The organism is Mesorhizobium sp. M7A.T.Ca.US.000.02.2.1 (genome assembly GCF_003996995.1).
Taxonomy (GTDB): Bacteria; Pseudomonadota; Alphaproteobacteria; order Rhizobiales; family Rhizobiaceae; genus Mesorhizobium.
The window spans coordinates 1-14935 of the sequence record NZ_RZTT01000026.1; the positions used below are offsets into that span (position 1 = coordinate 1).

At 59.3% G+C, this 14935-nt stretch carries 13 protein-coding genes and 1 pseudogene; 11 read left to right on the forward strand and 3 right to left on the reverse strand.

The features are described 5' to 3' along the window. The 3 genes and pseudogenes from EOD15_RS04405 to EOD15_RS04415 all read left to right on the forward strand — a co-directional run. Window positions 1-1113 (forward strand): annotated as a pseudogene (locus tag EOD15_RS04405) (exopolysaccharide biosynthesis protein); the annotation flags it as partial. Window positions 1114-1287: 174 nt separating this feature from the next. After that, on the forward strand, window positions 1288-2655 hold the full coding sequence (locus tag EOD15_RS04410) for a lipopolysaccharide biosynthesis protein (RefSeq protein ID WP_127267493.1): 1368 nt from the start codon (window positions 1288-1290) through the stop codon (window positions 2653-2655). After that, the gene (locus EOD15_RS04415; protein WP_127320487.1) at window positions 2652-3692 is read left to right on the forward strand and encodes a glycosyltransferase family 2 protein; all 1041 of its coding nucleotides are present in this window, start codon (window positions 2652-2654) and stop codon (window positions 3690-3692) included. The genes EOD15_RS04410 and EOD15_RS04415 overlap by 4 nt, the downstream gene beginning before the upstream one ends. Window positions 3693-3774: 82 nt before the next feature. Here the strand turns inward: EOD15_RS04415 and EOD15_RS04420 are convergent, their stop codons facing one another. Further along, window positions 3775-4482, reverse strand: coding sequence for a helix-turn-helix transcriptional regulator (locus tag EOD15_RS04420; protein WP_127320486.1), 708 nt, complete (start codon window positions 4480-4482; stop codon window positions 3775-3777). A gap of 212 nt (window positions 4483-4694) precedes the next feature. On the opposite strand from EOD15_RS04420, the gene EOD15_RS04425 reads away from it, so the two are divergent. Beyond that, window positions 4695-6437, forward strand: a complete 1743-nt coding sequence (locus tag EOD15_RS04425; protein WP_127320485.1) for a PAS domain-containing protein — start codon at window positions 4695-4697, stop codon at window positions 6435-6437. Here EOD15_RS04425 and EOD15_RS04430 read toward each other — a convergent pair. Next, window positions 6430-7104, reverse strand: coding sequence for a response regulator transcription factor (locus tag EOD15_RS04430; RefSeq protein ID WP_127320484.1), 675 nt, complete (start codon window positions 7102-7104; stop codon window positions 6430-6432). The two genes, EOD15_RS04425 and EOD15_RS04430, sit on opposite strands and share 8 nt — an antisense overlap. 510 nt (window positions 7105-7614) lie before the next feature. Here EOD15_RS04430 and EOD15_RS04435 point away from each other — a divergent pair. The 7 genes from EOD15_RS04435 (at window position 7615) to EOD15_RS04465 (ending at window position 14586) form a co-directional block, all read left to right on the forward strand. Beyond that, the gene (locus EOD15_RS04435; RefSeq protein ID WP_127320483.1) at window positions 7615-8337 is read left to right on the forward strand and encodes a sugar phosphate nucleotidyltransferase; all 723 of its coding nucleotides are present in this window, start codon (window positions 7615-7617) and stop codon (window positions 8335-8337) included. A gap of 39 nt (window positions 8338-8376) precedes the next feature. Then, complete coding sequence (locus EOD15_RS04440) at window positions 8377-9513, forward strand: DegT/DnrJ/EryC1/StrS aminotransferase family protein (RefSeq protein ID WP_127320482.1); 1137 nt, start codon at window positions 8377-8379, stop codon at window positions 9511-9513. Further along, window positions 9510-10184 carry a sugar transferase gene (locus EOD15_RS04445; protein WP_127320481.1) on the forward strand — a complete coding sequence of 225 codons (675 nt, stop codon included), beginning with the start codon at window positions 9510-9512 and terminating at the stop codon, window positions 10182-10184. Before EOD15_RS04440 ends, EOD15_RS04445 begins: the two co-directional genes overlap by 4 nt. 85 nt (window positions 10185-10269) lie before the next feature. Next, window positions 10270-11274 (forward strand): SDR family NAD(P)-dependent oxidoreductase, encoded by a 1005-nt coding sequence (locus tag EOD15_RS04450; RefSeq protein WP_127320480.1) that lies wholly within the window; start codon window positions 10270-10272, stop codon window positions 11272-11274. Continuing rightward, window positions 11271-12530: a hypothetical protein gene (locus EOD15_RS04455; RefSeq protein ID WP_127408324.1), complete on the forward strand. Its 1260-nt coding sequence runs from the start codon at window positions 11271-11273 to the stop codon at window positions 12528-12530. The genes EOD15_RS04450 and EOD15_RS04455 overlap by 4 nt, the downstream gene beginning before the upstream one ends. A gap of 37 nt (window positions 12531-12567) precedes the next feature. Next, window positions 12568-13779: a polysaccharide biosynthesis/export family protein gene (locus EOD15_RS04460; protein WP_236383137.1), complete on the forward strand. Its 1212-nt coding sequence runs from the start codon at window positions 12568-12570 to the stop codon at window positions 13777-13779. A 114-nt stretch (window positions 13780-13893) separates the two neighbouring features. After that, a complete protein-coding gene (locus EOD15_RS04465; protein ID WP_164761659.1) occupies window positions 13894-14586 on the forward strand; it encodes a class I SAM-dependent methyltransferase in 693 nt (230 codons plus the stop codon). Window positions 14587-14645: 59 nt separating this feature from the next. Here the strand turns inward: EOD15_RS04465 and EOD15_RS04470 are convergent, their stop codons facing one another. After that, on the reverse strand, window positions 14646-14912 hold the full coding sequence (locus tag EOD15_RS04470) for an acyl carrier protein (RefSeq protein ID WP_027036262.1): 267 nt from the start codon (window positions 14910-14912) through the stop codon (window positions 14646-14648). Window positions 14913-14935 lie beyond the last annotated feature (23 nt).

The window sequence follows — 14935 nt, forward strand, 5'->3', positions numbered from 1 at the left end:
GCCCAGATCGCCGCTCTTGAGAGCCGAAAGAACATCCTGGATGCGGTCATGGCCGACACCGCCAGCCGGCTTTCCGGTTTGCGGGCTCTCGAGCCGCAGGTCAGCCTGCTGACCCAGCGATATAACGAACTCCTGGGTCGACAACAGGATTTGACGCGGCGTATCGGAGTTCCCTCGGCTGGAATTTCTATCCTGTCTGCGGCTTGGCCGCCGACTATCCCGCAGACATTGCCAGCCATCTTCCTTGTTCCCCCCGGGATGATCCTATTCGCTATCCTTGGGGCGATGTACGTCACGATGCGCAATCATTTTGACCGGACTTTCCGTGGCGAGGCCGAGGCGGAAGCGGTGCTCAAGGTTCCATGTATGGGGCAGATCCCCGAAGCATGCGGAATGCATGCCAAACAACTGCGAAACCTCGTGCTGGGGGAGCGCAGGTCCGCATATAGCCGCGCCGTGACGTCGTTGCTGATCGCGGCGGCACCAAGTGCGCTAAGGGCTCGTTCGTCGTACACGGCGCTTGTCACCTCCAGCGTGCCGCAGGATGGCGGGACCGAGCTCGCGTGGAGCCTGGCGCTCGCCGGCACGCGACTGGGCGGTCGAGTCCTGTTGGTCGATCTTGAACGCAAGGGCGTTCAGCTCACGCTCGAGTTCCTGCACCAGTTCAGCGAGCGCAAGAACCGCCATTCCTTCGCTGACTATGTTTGCAATCGCTGCGACCTGGAAGGTGCCGTTGCCAGGCTGCATGAAATCGGGATCGACGTGATGACCGCCGCTCCGTCGGACGACCTGCTGGCGCTGCTATCATGCGAGGACGGAGGCAAAGTGATGGCGGATCTGCACGCGACCTATCGCATCGTGATCATAAACCTGCCGTCGGCGCTGGGGCGGCCGGAAGCCAAATTTCTGCCAGGATGGGCGGACGTGGTTCTTTTCGCCATCCGGTGGAGGAAAACGCCACGCACCCTCGCTCGCGGGGTGCTGGAACTCCTTCAGGGCAACGGTTCTCTTGCGATACCTGTCGGCAGTGTCCTCACGCACGTGAATCTGAAGAAACATGCCGGATATCGGCTCGAGGACAGCGCTGACCTCTTGCGCGAGCAAATAGCATGACGGCCACAGGCTCGTCCTTGGGCTACGAACGATCCGGGGGTGGTTCATCCAGGGAGCGGCCAGGACGATTCACGGTGCAGCCTGCGCGTCATTCAGGTGAATGATGGCAAGGTGCGGTGTGCATCGTAGGCTCCGGCAATCCCCGATATTTGCCTCCCTCGGAAGCGCGAACCGATGGCACCAAGCGACCTTCTGAGACCCAAGACGGTTCCTGCGGCCGGCACAGCCATCATCGTTGTTCGGCCGAGCCCGATCGGCTCGATCATTCGTGCGGCAAGCGGAGTGTCGGCAATGGCGATTGTCGGCCAGCTCACCCTTCTTGCTGCAATCCCGGTTTTGGCGCGGCTCTATTCGCCGGCCGATTTCGGCGTCTTTACGATTTACCTGTCGATCGTGAATATACTCGCCGGGGTCGCGGCATTGCGCTTCGAGGCTTCGCTCTATGGGGTCAAGGGAAGCGCGCAGGCCTATGTGACGGTCAAGCTTATTCTCTTGGCTGTGTTCGTGACGACCGTCCTGGCCTTTTCGGCCGGACAGATGCTGTCGAACCTTGCTCCCGATCGCCTCGGCTCGCTCGCCTGGCTCATTCCGATTGGAATGGGAGGCGCAGGTCTGGTCGAAGCCATGAACTGCTGGAGTCTGCGTGCCGGGCTTTTGCGCGATTTTGCTCTCGGGCGCCTGATCCTGCCGGCGAGCATGGCTGCACTGCAATTGGCTTTCGGCATCGCCAACCTCGGCGGCGAAGCCATGATCCATGCGCATATTCTGAGCCAGTTCGTCTTCATCGGGCTGATCGGCTGTCGGGTGATGAGTTGGGAGGATTTGCGTGGCATCGCCTGGGCACCTTGGCGTGCGGTGCTGGAAAAGGCTCGGCGGGAATACAAATTTCCTCTGTTCGATATTCCCGCAACGCTCGCGAGCATAGCAATCAACAATCTTCCAGCAGTCCTTGTCGGCGGGCTGTTCGGCACCGCATTTGCCGGATATTTGGGCGTGGCCGCGCGGCTGGTCACCGGCCCGGTGACGCTGATCGCCACACCGCTCAGCAATGTTTTTGTCGCCGAAGCAAACCGGAACAGCAATCGTGGACACCTGCTTGGTGTGGCGCGCGGGCTTCTCCTGCTGGCCGCCGCCTTTACCGCGGTGCCGATCTTGCTGCTCGGCCTCGCCGCGCCTTATGTGGTCGTTCCGCTTCTGGGCGAGCCTTGGATGCCCACTGCGGAAATCATGACCGCACTGGCGCTGATGGGCGCGGCACAGGCGTTGTCGACTCCGCTCAGCGACGTTCCCGCTCTGTTACGGCGGCAAGGAACAAGACTGGTCATCGACCTCGCACGGGCGGTTCTCGTGTTTGGCCCACTGCTCGCCGGCGCCCAGGCGGGCTGGCAGCCAGTCACCGTCATCTATTTCATGGCCGCCGGCGGCGCGTCGGGTTTCGCTCTGAAAATGGCAGCATCACTGTACCTGTTGACCCACGACCCTCAACCAGCAGGCGCTGCAACGTGCGTCCAACATGAATGTCTCGAGGAAAAAACACCATGAATTCGTCGTCGATTGACAACCTTCAAGCGGCAGTTGCGGTCACCCAGCATGACCGGGCCGATGTCTCATGGTCACGCCCTTTTATCTCGGTCGGGATACCAACCTTTCGTCGACCGGATACGATCCGCAGGGCGATCGACAGCGTCTTGGGCCAGGATTACTCCGATTGGGAGTTGGTCGTGAGCGACGACGAGGGACCGGAGGGCGAGACCTGGGCTATCGTGACCGACTACGCACGGAGCGAACCTCGCATCCGCATTATCGAAAACAGTCGAGGTCGCGGTCAGGTGGAGAACACCAACAACGCTATGCTGACTTGCTCCGGACGATGGATCAAGTTGCTGCATGACGATGACTGGCTTGCGCCAGGTGCACTCAGGACATTCGCCGAAGTTGCCAAACAGTATCCCTCAGTCGCCTTCATGACGTCAGCCGCAAACATAATCGAGGACAAGCGAGTGCGATTTCGCCAAGTCCCCAAGGAGCAGGAACCGATCTCGCTTTATTCCAGCCAGCAGTGCCTGATGGACCTCTATCTGGTGCGTGCGACACGCTGCCTGGGTATTATTCCATCCACATTGTTGATCAACAGCGACGTCATTCGTGCCGGCTGCTTGATGCGCACGCACAAAGAGATTCCGGCCGGAGTGGATCAACTGTTCTTCGTCGATCTAGCCAGCCATGGGGACATGGTGGCGATAAGCGATCCGCTTACCTTTTACGATGCGACGAACCATCCAAGCATTACAACGTCAAAGAGTTTCCGCGAGGTCGACGAAGTGACCCTCGCCGTCAAGCAGCTTAACTGGAATCTCATCAAGGACCGCAACCATCTCCCGCCTCCCGAGACATTGCTGCGGGCATTGCGGGTTGCTCGTATTCCCATGAGGTTCCACCAGCAGTCCTGGTTGACCACGTTCCTGGACGGGATTCAGATCTTCCGGCCTTCCGTCATGAAGGTGGCGGGCTGGCACGTGCTTAACCACGTGTTTGCAATCCGCCCAAGATTGGGCCGGGTGCGCACACGACGGCGGTAGGGTGAGGCTGGCGGACAAGCACGCCGGCAACAGATTGCGCGCGCACAAGCATGTTGCGCGCGCGCATGGTACGGCCGTTATCTCACGGCAGGACGCATATGCGCCCAAGAAGAGCTACCAGTTCCGCCTGGCGCCGAGTTTCGGTCTTGGCGAACAGCGACGCCAGCTGTGACCTTATCGTGGTCCGGCTCAAGCGCCGCTTGCGGGCTATCTCCAAAGGGGCATCGCCCTGCGCCAAGCGCAGCGCGAGTTGCGTTTCGGCACTCGTCAGACCAAACATTCTTTGCAGCGTCTGGGGATTTGGCCCGGACCTGTTTTCACGATCCAGCAGCGCCACGATACTCGTCGCGTCAGGCGTTGCTATGCCCTTCTCGTTCAAAATCAAGGGCCTGTCGCCCATGCCGCGGATCACCACCCATGAAAGTGTGCCGGGAAGAAAATTCCCCGGCACGTTTGCGATCAGCCGCCTCAGAGCAACCGACACCTTGCCGGCCGTATCAGCTGCCTCGCCCTCGCGCTCCAAGGTGTTTTGAGCGGCTGAATTCCACTCCATGACCTTCCTGTCGCTGTTCAGGATCAGATAGCCACACCCGATGCGATCAAGCATTCTCACAACAGATGCAAGGCTGCTCTGCTTTGGCTCGACGGCCACGCCGTCGAACGTTTGTGGTGCTTGGTGCCAGGCGGAACTATGGCCACCCTGCGTTCTCAAGGCCGAGACGGGCTTTCCCCCGAAACCTCCATATTGGCGACCAAGAACTCCATCATCTTGCCTACCAACCAATGCCATTTTCTTACCTCCCGCAAAACGGCAACGCCCCCTGTCAAAAGGAGGGGCCTTCAACATGTCAGTCAGGTCGCTTGGAGAGTTGCGGTCCGATCCGCCCCCGACATCGGACAAAATGCGCGCTACAATCCCGGGGAACAATCCTGCGGTCGGACTAGTCTGTACGCTTTTCGGTCTAATCTCGACGGACTAGTCAGAAGGTTATAGTTTGGCACATGCGTTTGCTTTCGCTCAATTTGCATCCGAACAGCTCAAGCAAGTTGCTGACCCACCTTGCCTCGATGTCGCTCCTGATCGCGACACTTGCGGTCGAGACGGCGCTGCCCGCCTCCATGGCATACGACATCGGCTTTTTTGAATTTGTTCCCACCATTATTGCCATCTCATATCTCGAAGATCGCCTGATTGCCCTTGCGGCAACGTTTGTGATGGTGGCCGTCGGCTTGTTGGCGCGGGATATCCTGAGCAACCCAATTAACGTCGAGGTTTGGATTAGGGCCATTCTGCTGCTGGTTGCAGGGGCGATGATCGCCCTGACTTTCCACCGGCAGAGGCAGGACTACCGCACCCTTTTGCAGGTTGCAGAGGCTAGACTCGTGGCCTTGGAGGCAACCGAAAACAGTTATCGCTGGGCATTCGAACGTGCCGCTATCGGCTTTGCCAACATGAGCGAGAACGGAGAGTTGCAACGGTCCAACAAACGTCTCTGTGAGATGACAGGGTATGTCGAGGAAGAGCTTTCGAGTCTACCGCTCAGGGTACTCGTCCACCCTGACGACAACCACACTTTGGCGGAAGCGTTGACTCGCCTCAAGGACACGACTTCTTTCGGCTCGGAGATCCGTCTCCTGAAAAAGGACGGCACGGTTTTGTGGACAAGATTGGCGCTGTCTTTGGCCGTGCCAGCCGATGCTCTCTCTCAAAGCATCTTTGTAATGGTGGACGATATATCTGGAGAGCGAACCGCCCGCGAGGCACTCCGGGCTCAGAAGGAATGGTTGGACCTGGCACTGTCGTCCAGCCGGTTGGGAACGTGGCGTATAGATTTCGAGAGCGGATCCGTGAATGGCTCAGCCGCGTTCTGGGAAATGATGGGACTGGCACCCGCGCCGAGCCGTCCATTGCAGGAATTGGCCGTTGTCGTTCACCCGGCCGACTTGCCTAATCTGACGGCCCCGGGAGAGCTTGCATCAGGCGCCAACTATGATGCGGAGATCCGCATCAGGCGAGCTGGCGGGCATATCCGCTGGATTGCTCTTCGGGGCCGGGACGAATTGCGCGACGGTCGTGCACAGCGAATAGGAGTCGCCGCGGATCTCACCGATCGACGCATAACCATTCTGCTGCGGGCTGCGGCGAAGAAGCGAGAGCGGGCCATGCTTGAACAGCGCCATAGGCTCAACAATCTGTTTCCGGTGATCACGGCGCTTGTAAATATGGTCGGTGCCCCCGACAACGATATCGCCCGTTACAAGCAGACACTGATCGAAAAAATCGGCGCACTCCAGGCGACGCATCTGCTTCTTTCACGCGATGGCAGCCTGTCGGCTTCCCTCCGTGACCTCATTGCTCAGGAATTGCAGCCCTATATGGGGACGCACAACATTTCGATCAGTGGACCCGAAGTAAAAATGGCAGAGGGTTCGGCTGAGAGCTTCGCAATGATCGTTCACGAACTTACGACCAATTCCGTGAAGCATGGGGCTCTCGGCACTCCGGCAGGCCGGATCGAGGTCGTGTGGCAATTCGCAGCCCAAGAGCCCGGCGCCGACATAGTGTTTGAATGGTCGGAATCGGGAGAGCGCCGGGTCTCCACCTCGGCTCGGCGTGGCTTTGGGTCGTTGATTATTGGAGCTGACGGTGAACCTATCGTGGGCCACTCTTCCAAGCTTGAGATGCTGGATCACGGACTGAAATATTCGGTCCGGCTGCCGCCAAAAGCAATCGGCGCTAGTTGACGTCTCTGGCGGCCCATGTCTTCAGCAGAACCGCGGCCTCTGTCCGATTTCGTGCCCCAAGTTCGCGCAGGACGGCGGCGGCATGAATCTTCGTCGTCGCTTCTGCAATTTCAAGAGAGCGGGCAATCTCTTTGTTCGAGTAACCTTCGGCCATCAACCTGAGGACTTCCTTCTGTCTGGACGTAAGCCTGCCCAGATTGTTGACGCTAGTGGTCCTGTGGGGCATTTGCGTGGGAGCCACGGATGGAAGGCGTACCGACTCCTTGGGCCTTTGTGAAAGAAGTGCCGGAACGTAAATACGGCCGGCCAGGATTTCGTTCACCGCCAGGACCACCTCCTCGTCCGTTTGGGACTTTACGATATAGCCATGAAGCCCAATCGAAAGGGCAGTCAGAATCTCGGCGCGTGAATCGGTCCCCGAAACAATTGCAAACCGTGTGTCGGGATGAGCCGGTAAGACGTCGCGAAGATCATCCTGACCCGACAGTCCCGGCATGTTCAGGTCGAGGATGGCGAGATCGACGGGCGCCCGATCTTCAAGCAGGCTTATGACGGTCTCAAAACACGCCGCTTCGAATATTTCCAAGTCTGGCATGCTGGCCATCAATGCCAGACGCAGCCCACGACGATACAGGCCGTGATCGTCGGCGATGATAATACGATACATGAACCACCCACCTTTTGGCAGCCCCGCATGTGTCCCTAGCTGCCGAAACCTCCGTCTGGATGGACCGTACGGTGACCCAACACAGATCAGCCGCCCGCTGATCCCCCGTATGTCGACGCTCGCCGCCGCCCATCCGCATATTTCAACTTTCTAATATAGCTTACACTCGCACGCATTTCAGGGCCAGATATTGAACTGTTTTTTTCGTACGAATGGTAGCGATGCCCTTCCGAGAAGGTCGTTACCGGCGCCGGACATGCGCACAGCAGTTGCCAGTCGAGCGGCTACAGCTCCCCAGCGCTGATTGATCGCCCTGCCGCGCCATGCCCTGCCGGCTGGAATATTGAAATCAAAAGGCCGGGAAAGTGCCATTCAAATGCACGACGACGCCTTCTCGGGCGCCACTTACCATCGCTGCACTCCGGAGAGGCGAAGCCAACACTGGCGTACCTTCCGGCCGGGTGGGCTGGACCCATCACACCGCGACAGTCGTATCAACAGGAGGACGAGATGAAAGCGGTCATTCAGTGCGGTGGAATGGGAACACGCCTTCGGCCTTTCACATCCATCTTGCCCAAGCCTCTCATGCCGATCGGTGCTCGACCGGTTCTTGAATTGCTTTTGAAGTGGCTGCGACGGAACGGCATTCAGGATGTCTACGTCACGACCGGCTATCTGGGGCACTTGATCCGCACCGTATGCGGAGACGGATCACAGTGGAATCTAAGGATACGCTATACCCAGGAGCTGGAACCTCTCGGCACTATTGGCCCGCTCTCCCTGATCAGGGAGGAACTGGACGAGCCGTTCATTGTTCTCAATGGGGACGTACTTACCGATCTCAGTCTCAGCCGGTTTGTGGCGTCACACCGCACTCATACGGATCCAGTCACCATAGCCACAGCTTCCCGCATCATCAAGATGGACTTCGGCGTCATCGACGAGGTCGGCAACACTGTTAAAGTATTCCGCGAGAAACCGACGCTGACTCATCTGGTAAGTATGGGAATATATTGCATGAATCCAGATGTTTTCCGTTTTATACCTGACGGCATCGCCTTCGGATTCGACGACCTCATGCTGCAGATGATGCAAAACGGCACGAATGTGCACGTCTACAAACATGACGGGCTTTGGCTGGATATCGGACGCGTTGAAGATTTTCAAAACGCACAAACGATTGCCTGGGAAGAGCAGTCCGCATCGATCGAGGTCTCGGCAGCGGCCGCTTGAGGGCTGAACGCCCTGCCGCGCCAACATGAGGAGGTCGTAATGCTCTTGGTCAGCGCTCCTATTCTTGGCTTTCCGGAAAAGGCAGCCCTGGCCAAAGTTGTCGACAGTGGGTGGCTGACGATGGGGGACCAGGTAAGAGCCTTTGAAGAGGCCTTCGCAGCCGTGCATGATGCGGTCGATTGCGTCGCCGTCAGCTCTTGCACCGCCGCCCTGCATCTCATTCTCCATGGACTTGGGATCGGCCCCGGAGACGAAGTGCTGGTTCCCTCGCTGACCTTCGTGGCGACCGCGAATGCAGTGCTGTACGTAGGAGCAACACCGGTATTCGTCGACATAGAGTCGGCCGAAGTGCCACTGATGTCCCTAAGCGACGCGGAAGCCAAGTGCACCGGACGTACCAAGGCTGTCATTCTCGTCCACTTTGCCGGCTATCTTGCCGACCGGGAAGAATGGCAGAGATTTGCCCGTGTGCGAGGACTGCATATCGTCGAGGATGCCGCGCATGCTCCCGGCCTTAAGGAGGTGGGGACTTACGGTGCGGCCGCGGCCTTCAGCTTCTACGGCAACAAGAACATGACCACCGCGGAAGGTGGAGCCGTTATCGCCCGGGATGCACAGCTCCGTGAAGCGATCCGCCAGGCTCGCGGACATGGGATGACCAGTGGCACACATCAGCGGCTGAACAGCCGCACGCCGCAATACGACGTGACGATGCTCGGTTTCAACTATCGCATGGACGAATTGCGCGCCGCTGTTGGCTTGGTCCAACTTCAAAATCTGCAGGAATGGAATGAAATCCGGCGCATATTGGTCGTCCTCTATCGGCGTCTGATCGCAGATTATTGCTCCGCTGTGACAGTCCCGTTCGGCAAACCGCGGACCTCGGCCTACCACATCATGCCTGTCCTCCTGCCGCATGACGTCGACCGGCAAACGGTGATCGATCATCTGCGAACGAAGGGGATACAGACCACAATCCACTATACGCCCGTGCACCAGATGACGCTTTATCGCCAAATGTTCACTGAAATCCATCTGCCGAAGACCGAGGACTTCGCGCAGCGGGAGCTGACGATTCCACTACACCCGCAAATTACGGCAAGTGCGATCGAGTCGGTGGTTGTTGCACTAGCCACCGCGATTGAAAGCAGCGGGCGTGCGGGAGCCGCGGCATGAACGCACTCGACGTGACGATGCATCGGCCCGCCGTAGCTGGCACCAGCCACGGAATTGCCAGACGCGCGATGGACATCATCCTCGCTGCAGCAGCGGGAATGGTACTCGCTCCACTGATGCTCCTGATTGCGGTTGCACTCTTTGTCGAAGGTGGTTGGCCGGTGTTTTTCGCACAGACGCGCCTGGGCGCCGGCGCAAAGCCGTTTCGCATGTACAAGTTCCGCAAATTCAAGACAACAGCCGATCCTTTCGGGCTCGCGCTGACCATGAACGATGACAGCCGCATGACGCGGGTAGGCCGTTTTCTCGCGGCAACGAAACTTGATGAGTTGCCCCAACTGTGGAACGTTTTCACGGGGGACATGGCAATTGTCGGGCCGCGGCCGGAAAGCCTTGCCTTCGCCGATTGTTTCCGCGGCGGCAATGAAGCTGTCCTACAGTGGAAGCCTGGCCTGCTCGGCCCGACCCAGGTTCTCTTCCGTCACGAAGCCTGTTTTTACCCGCCCTCCCTTGATCCGCTCCTGTTTTATCGAGAGGTCCTGTTCCCGGCCAAGGCAACGATCGACCTCGCCTACTATCCGCGGCGCACGATTGCATCGGACCTCGTCTGGATAATGCGGGGCTTCAGGGCGGTTTTCGGTGTGTCCCTGCCTCCCGCGGCAAGTGGGTAGAGTTGGCAAGCGAGGAGTTTGGCATGAATGGATTGTTGTTCGTTCGCCAGTTTGACGGCTCACACGATCGAAGGAGTGCACGGTCGTGAGCTATCGCGGCAGGAAGGTCCTGGTCACCGGTGCGGATGGATTTATCGGATCCCACCTCACGGAAGCGCTGGTGCACGAAGGTGCCGATGTCACGGCACTGGCCCTCTACAACTCGTTCGACAGCCATGGCTGGCTGGATGATTTGCCCGACCACGTTCGAAGCCAGTTGCAATGCATTCGTGGCGACGTTCGTGACAGCGCGTTCATCAACCGGATCGTGCGCGGCCAGGCGGTGGTGTTTCATCTGGCTGCGCTGATTGCGATTCCCTATTCCTACGCTGCTGCCCAATCCTATGTGGAGACCAATGTGCTGGGCACCGTGAATGTCCTCGAAGCGGCACGCCACTGGGAAACCGAGCGCATCGTGCATACGTCCACAAGCGAGGTTTATGGCACCGCTCTGACCATGCCGATCCATGAATCCCACCCGTTGCAGGGACAGTCCCCCTACTCCGCATCCAAGATCGGGGCGGACATGATGGCAGCGTCTTACGCCAGGTCCTTCGATGTGCCGGTGGTCATCCTGCGGCCGTTCAATACATACGGGCCGCGCCAGAGCGAGCGGGCCATCGTGCCGACCCTGATAAGGCAGGCTCTGGATGAGAACTGTCCGGCGATCATGGTCGGCGACACCAGCCCTATCCGCGACCTTACCTTTGTGGAAGACACTGCGGCGGCATTTGTGGCGGCAGGGGCCGCCGAGCTTGAATTTGGCCATGCCTACAATGCCGGCAGCCAGCGCGCCGTCAGTGTCTCGGACGTCTTGGAGTTGGTGCTCGAGTTGAGTGGCACCAGGAAACCGGTCCGTCGCGACGAAAGCCGGATGCGGCCGCAGAACTCCGAGGTTCGCGCGTTGCTCGCCGATTCCTCGAACCTTGAAAGTAAAGTCGGATGGCGGGCGCATACAAGCCTGCGTGACGGTCTGGAAAGAACCATCGAGTGGTGGCGTTCGCGCCTCAGCGAGGGCCGCGTCCGTCGCGAAATGAGCTATATGACATGACCTTTCCGCGGCTCATACCGGCTGTGCTGCTGATGGCCGCTCTGCTGGCGCTACACACAGCCGGAAACCGGCCGAGCGGTGCGGCAGGCACGGAGCCGGCAATGGATCTGCCCGCTTACCTGAAACCTGCAACCGATCCGGCGACAGGGATCAGCTTCACTCGGATCACCAAGCCCGGAGCTCTTGGCGGCGGAATTGTCTGCGGCAAAATATATTGCAGTCATCGGTACTCGAGCGCGCAAGCGTGGAATGCCGATCAGAGCCTCCTCGTCCTCATGAACGGCTGCAACGGCATGTGCTTCCTCGACGGGAAAAACTACGTTCCTTTGTTCCATCGCAACAAGCCGGGTGAGTGCGAATGGCACCCTCGAAACGCGGACCTGATGATTTGTGTCGATGATCAGAATATCTCGACCTGGGCGCCCCGCAGCAATCGTGAGGACATAGTTTTTGCCGCTGCGAAATATCGGGATCTCAAATTCGGCCCGTCCAAGGGAAATCCAAGTCGTGACGGCAGCCGCATTGCCGTACGCGCGACCCGCGATGATGGTGCTGCCGTCGCCTTCGCATATGATCTCGACCGGCGTCTGAAATACCCGGACATCAATCTCGCCCAGGTTGCCGGAACGACCAGTTCCTGCACCATTTCTCCGCTTGGAGAAAACATCCTGTGTTTCCAAAACCTGGCCGACGGCACCGAGCAGCGAGCCATTTTCGCAATCGACGGCACCTTGCGCCAGACGTGGAAGGACCATCATCGGCCCGGCCATGGCGATATGACTCTCGACGCGGACGGCAGCGAAATTTACGTCGGAATCAGCAAATCCAGCCCGGACAAGTATCAGGTGATCAAACGTCGGCTGTCCGATGGAAAGGTCACGTCGCTCATGAAGTTCGGCGAGGCCGAGCATGCGTCGCTGCGCGCCTTGGACCGGCCCGAATGGGCATTCATGAGTTACGGGGGCAATCCCGAGGAGGTTCGAAGCCAGCCGGACTGGGCTCCATACTCGCGCGAGGTGATCGCGCTGCGTGTCGACGGCAGTCGAGAGGCCCGACGGATCGTGCAGACGCGAAATGCTCCGTTCGATTATTGGAGCGAGACACACGCCTCCCCGTCCCCTGATGGGTCGCAAGTGATCTGGTCGAGCAATTGGGGGGTACCGGGCGGACCGGTCTACGAATTCGTCGCCCATCTCGATTGGCCGCCGCAGCCGGATCTGAATCAAAAGGAGATTGCCACCAATGGCCTTCGTTAGCCGAATTTCCTTTGCAGCACTTGTCGGATGCCTGGCCTTGAGCAGCGCAACCGCGGCCGAAGCGCCGGCCGCCTACAAGCTCTCCCCCGGCGACACGGTGGAGATAGGAATTGCCTCCATAGCGGAACGAACGCAACGCGCGGTTGTCCAGATGGATGGCTCGATCGCGCTGCCCGAGTTCGGGATGATCCCGGTTGGCGGGTTGACGCCGGCCGAATTGCAGACGCGCATGGAAGCGGTGCTGCCAACCAAGATCGTCCACCAGCGTCTGCCTGATGGACGGGAGCAAATGATCGTCATCAAGCCGAGCGACGTCACGGCCGTGATCGCGGAGTACCGGCCGATCTACGTGACTGGCGATGTGCTGACGCCAGGGCAGCAGGCTTACCGGCCACTCATGACAGTCCGGCAGGCGATTGCGGTCGCCGGCGGTTTCAGCCTTCTGCGGTCGCGGGCAAGCCAAAGCGGACCTGATCCCGTTGATCTGCGACGCGACTACGAGTCGATCTGGGGGGATTACATCAGGGACTACTTTCATGGCGCCCGCATCCGCGCCGAACTTCAGAACCAGGCAGAATTTGACATGCAGCCGCCGCAGGGCTCGCCCCTGTCGAATGTATTGATATCGGCGGTCGCGCAGGCGGAAGCGGAGGGCCTCAGAATTTCGCTGAACAATTTTCAACAGGAGCAAAGCTATCTCGACAAGACCGCCAAGGATGCCGAGGCTGAGGTCGAGGTTCTGCTCAAGCGCGAGCAGACGGAAGCGGCAGCGGTGAAACAGGATGAGGACGATCTGGCGCGGGTCACCAAATCGTTCGAATCGGGCAACCTGACCAACAGCAGGCTCGCCGATGTCAGACGTGCGGTGCTGATGTCGTCGAGCCGGGCGCTCGAGACCTCGGTCGAACTCATGAGAACGCGGCGCCAGCAGGAAGACTTCGTCAGGCAGCAGGAACGCAATGAAAATCAACGAAGGATCGGCCTTCTGAACGAGTTGAGGGACACCGACCTTCGCCTCGCCGAAACCACTGCAAGGCTCCACGCAGCCAGCCAGAAGCTTCAGCCATCAGGGGCGTCCGCTCTTCCACTGCCGGTCGCCGGCGAAACCTTCCAGGCGCGGATCACAATAACCGGTGGAGCCGGCGACGCGTCGAGAAGTCGACCGGTCGACCAGGACACTGAGGTCGCGCCTGGAGACACCATCGAGGTGAGGTTCAGCAGCGACCTGCAGAGCGCGGCGATCCAGTAGTTGCGCGACGTGAACCGACCCAGGAACGACGGTGGCTGATGCCTCGCCTCACGGCATGAAGACCCGGGCGACCTGAGAAATCGGGCATGGGCAAATCAAGAAAGCGGGGTTGTCGTGATTGGTGAAATAGATGTCGCCAGCGCCTACATCACCGGCCGCATCGGCTTCATGGGGCTGAAGTTGGTTGTCGCGCCCGGCGTGCTCGTCCCTCGCCCGGAGACGGAATTGCTCGGCAGCACCGCCCTCAATGTGCTTCGTGAACTTAATCGGCCGGTCCCGCGTGTCGTGGACATGTGCTGCGGAGCGGGCAATCTCGCCTGCGCCATTGGATACAAGGTCCCCACCGCACGCGTCTGGGCGAGCGATCTCACTGACAGCTGTGTCGAAACCACCTGCCGGAATGTCGCCCATCTTGGCCTGGCCGGACGCATTTCGGTGCTGCAGGGCGACCTGTTCAATTCCTTCTCGGGTCTGGAGCTCGAAGGCACGATCGATCTGGTCGTTTGCAACCCGCCTTACATCTCCGAGAAGCGGCTCGAAAACGACCGCGCGCATCTGATGGAACTTGAACCACGTGAGGCATTCGCTGCCGGGCCTTACGGCCTGAGCATTCACATGCGGGTGATCAAGGAGGCGCGGCGCTATCTGCGGCGAGGTGGCATGCTGCTTTTCGAGGTCGGGCTTGGCCAGGACCGGCAGGTCATGAGTTTGGTTGAGCGTTCCAAAGCCTACGAGAGCATTCGCGCGGTTGCAAACAAAGCCGGTGAAGCCAGGGTGGTTTGTGCACGGGCCAAAGCGCCAGCGTGAGCCGCGCCATGGGTTTGCGCGCTCGGTTGGGAGGACGCCCTTAAAGCGTAGCTCAGCGATCAGTTTTCCTTGCTGAGCACGTAACGTGCAATTCCCTGGATGGAATCGAAATTCTCAGGCAGAAGTTCACTGTCCTCGACAGTGATGCCGAATGTCTCCTCGACGAAGCCGATAACTTCAAGCACTCCGGTCGAGTCTATGATGCCCTGGTCGAGCAACGACGTTTCAACCTCCAGGGCACGCGGATCGGCCACGTAGAAATTTGACGCCAGAAAGGCGCGTATCTGATCGCTGTAGGTGTCAATTCTGTTGTTCGTGCTCAGCATTGAATTGGCCTCCGATCCAAATG

Excerpts from the sequence above, each read along its gene's own strand:
- EOD15_RS04410 (WP_127267493.1), top strand. The coding sequence starts at position 1,288 with ATGGCACCAAGCGACCTTCTGAGACCCAAGACGGTTCCTGCGGCCGGC.
- EOD15_RS04415 (WP_127320487.1), top strand. The coding sequence starts at position 2,652 with ATGAATTCGTCGTCGATTGACAACCTTCAAGCGGCAGTTGCGGTCACC.
- EOD15_RS04420 (WP_127320486.1), bottom strand. The coding sequence starts at position 4,482 with ATGGCATTGGTTGGTAGGCAAGATGATGGAGTTCTTGGTCGCCAATAT.
- EOD15_RS04425 (WP_127320485.1), top strand. The coding sequence starts at position 4,695 with ATGCGTTTGCTTTCGCTCAATTTGCATCCGAACAGCTCAAGCAAGTTG.
- EOD15_RS04430 (WP_127320484.1), bottom strand. The coding sequence starts at position 7,104 with ATGTATCGTATTATCATCGCCGACGATCACGGCCTGTATCGTCGTGGG.
- EOD15_RS04435 (WP_127320483.1), top strand. The coding sequence starts at position 7,615 with ATGAAAGCGGTCATTCAGTGCGGTGGAATGGGAACACGCCTTCGGCCT.
- EOD15_RS04440 (WP_127320482.1), top strand. The coding sequence starts at position 8,377 with ATGCTCTTGGTCAGCGCTCCTATTCTTGGCTTTCCGGAAAAGGCAGCC.
- EOD15_RS04445 (WP_127320481.1), top strand. The coding sequence starts at position 9,510 with ATGAACGCACTCGACGTGACGATGCATCGGCCCGCCGTAGCTGGCACC.
- EOD15_RS04455 (WP_127408324.1), top strand. The coding sequence starts at position 11,271 with ATGACCTTTCCGCGGCTCATACCGGCTGTGCTGCTGATGGCCGCTCTG.
- EOD15_RS04470 (WP_027036262.1), bottom strand. The coding sequence starts at position 14,912 with ATGCTGAGCACGAACAACAGAATTGACACCTACAGCGATCAGATACGC.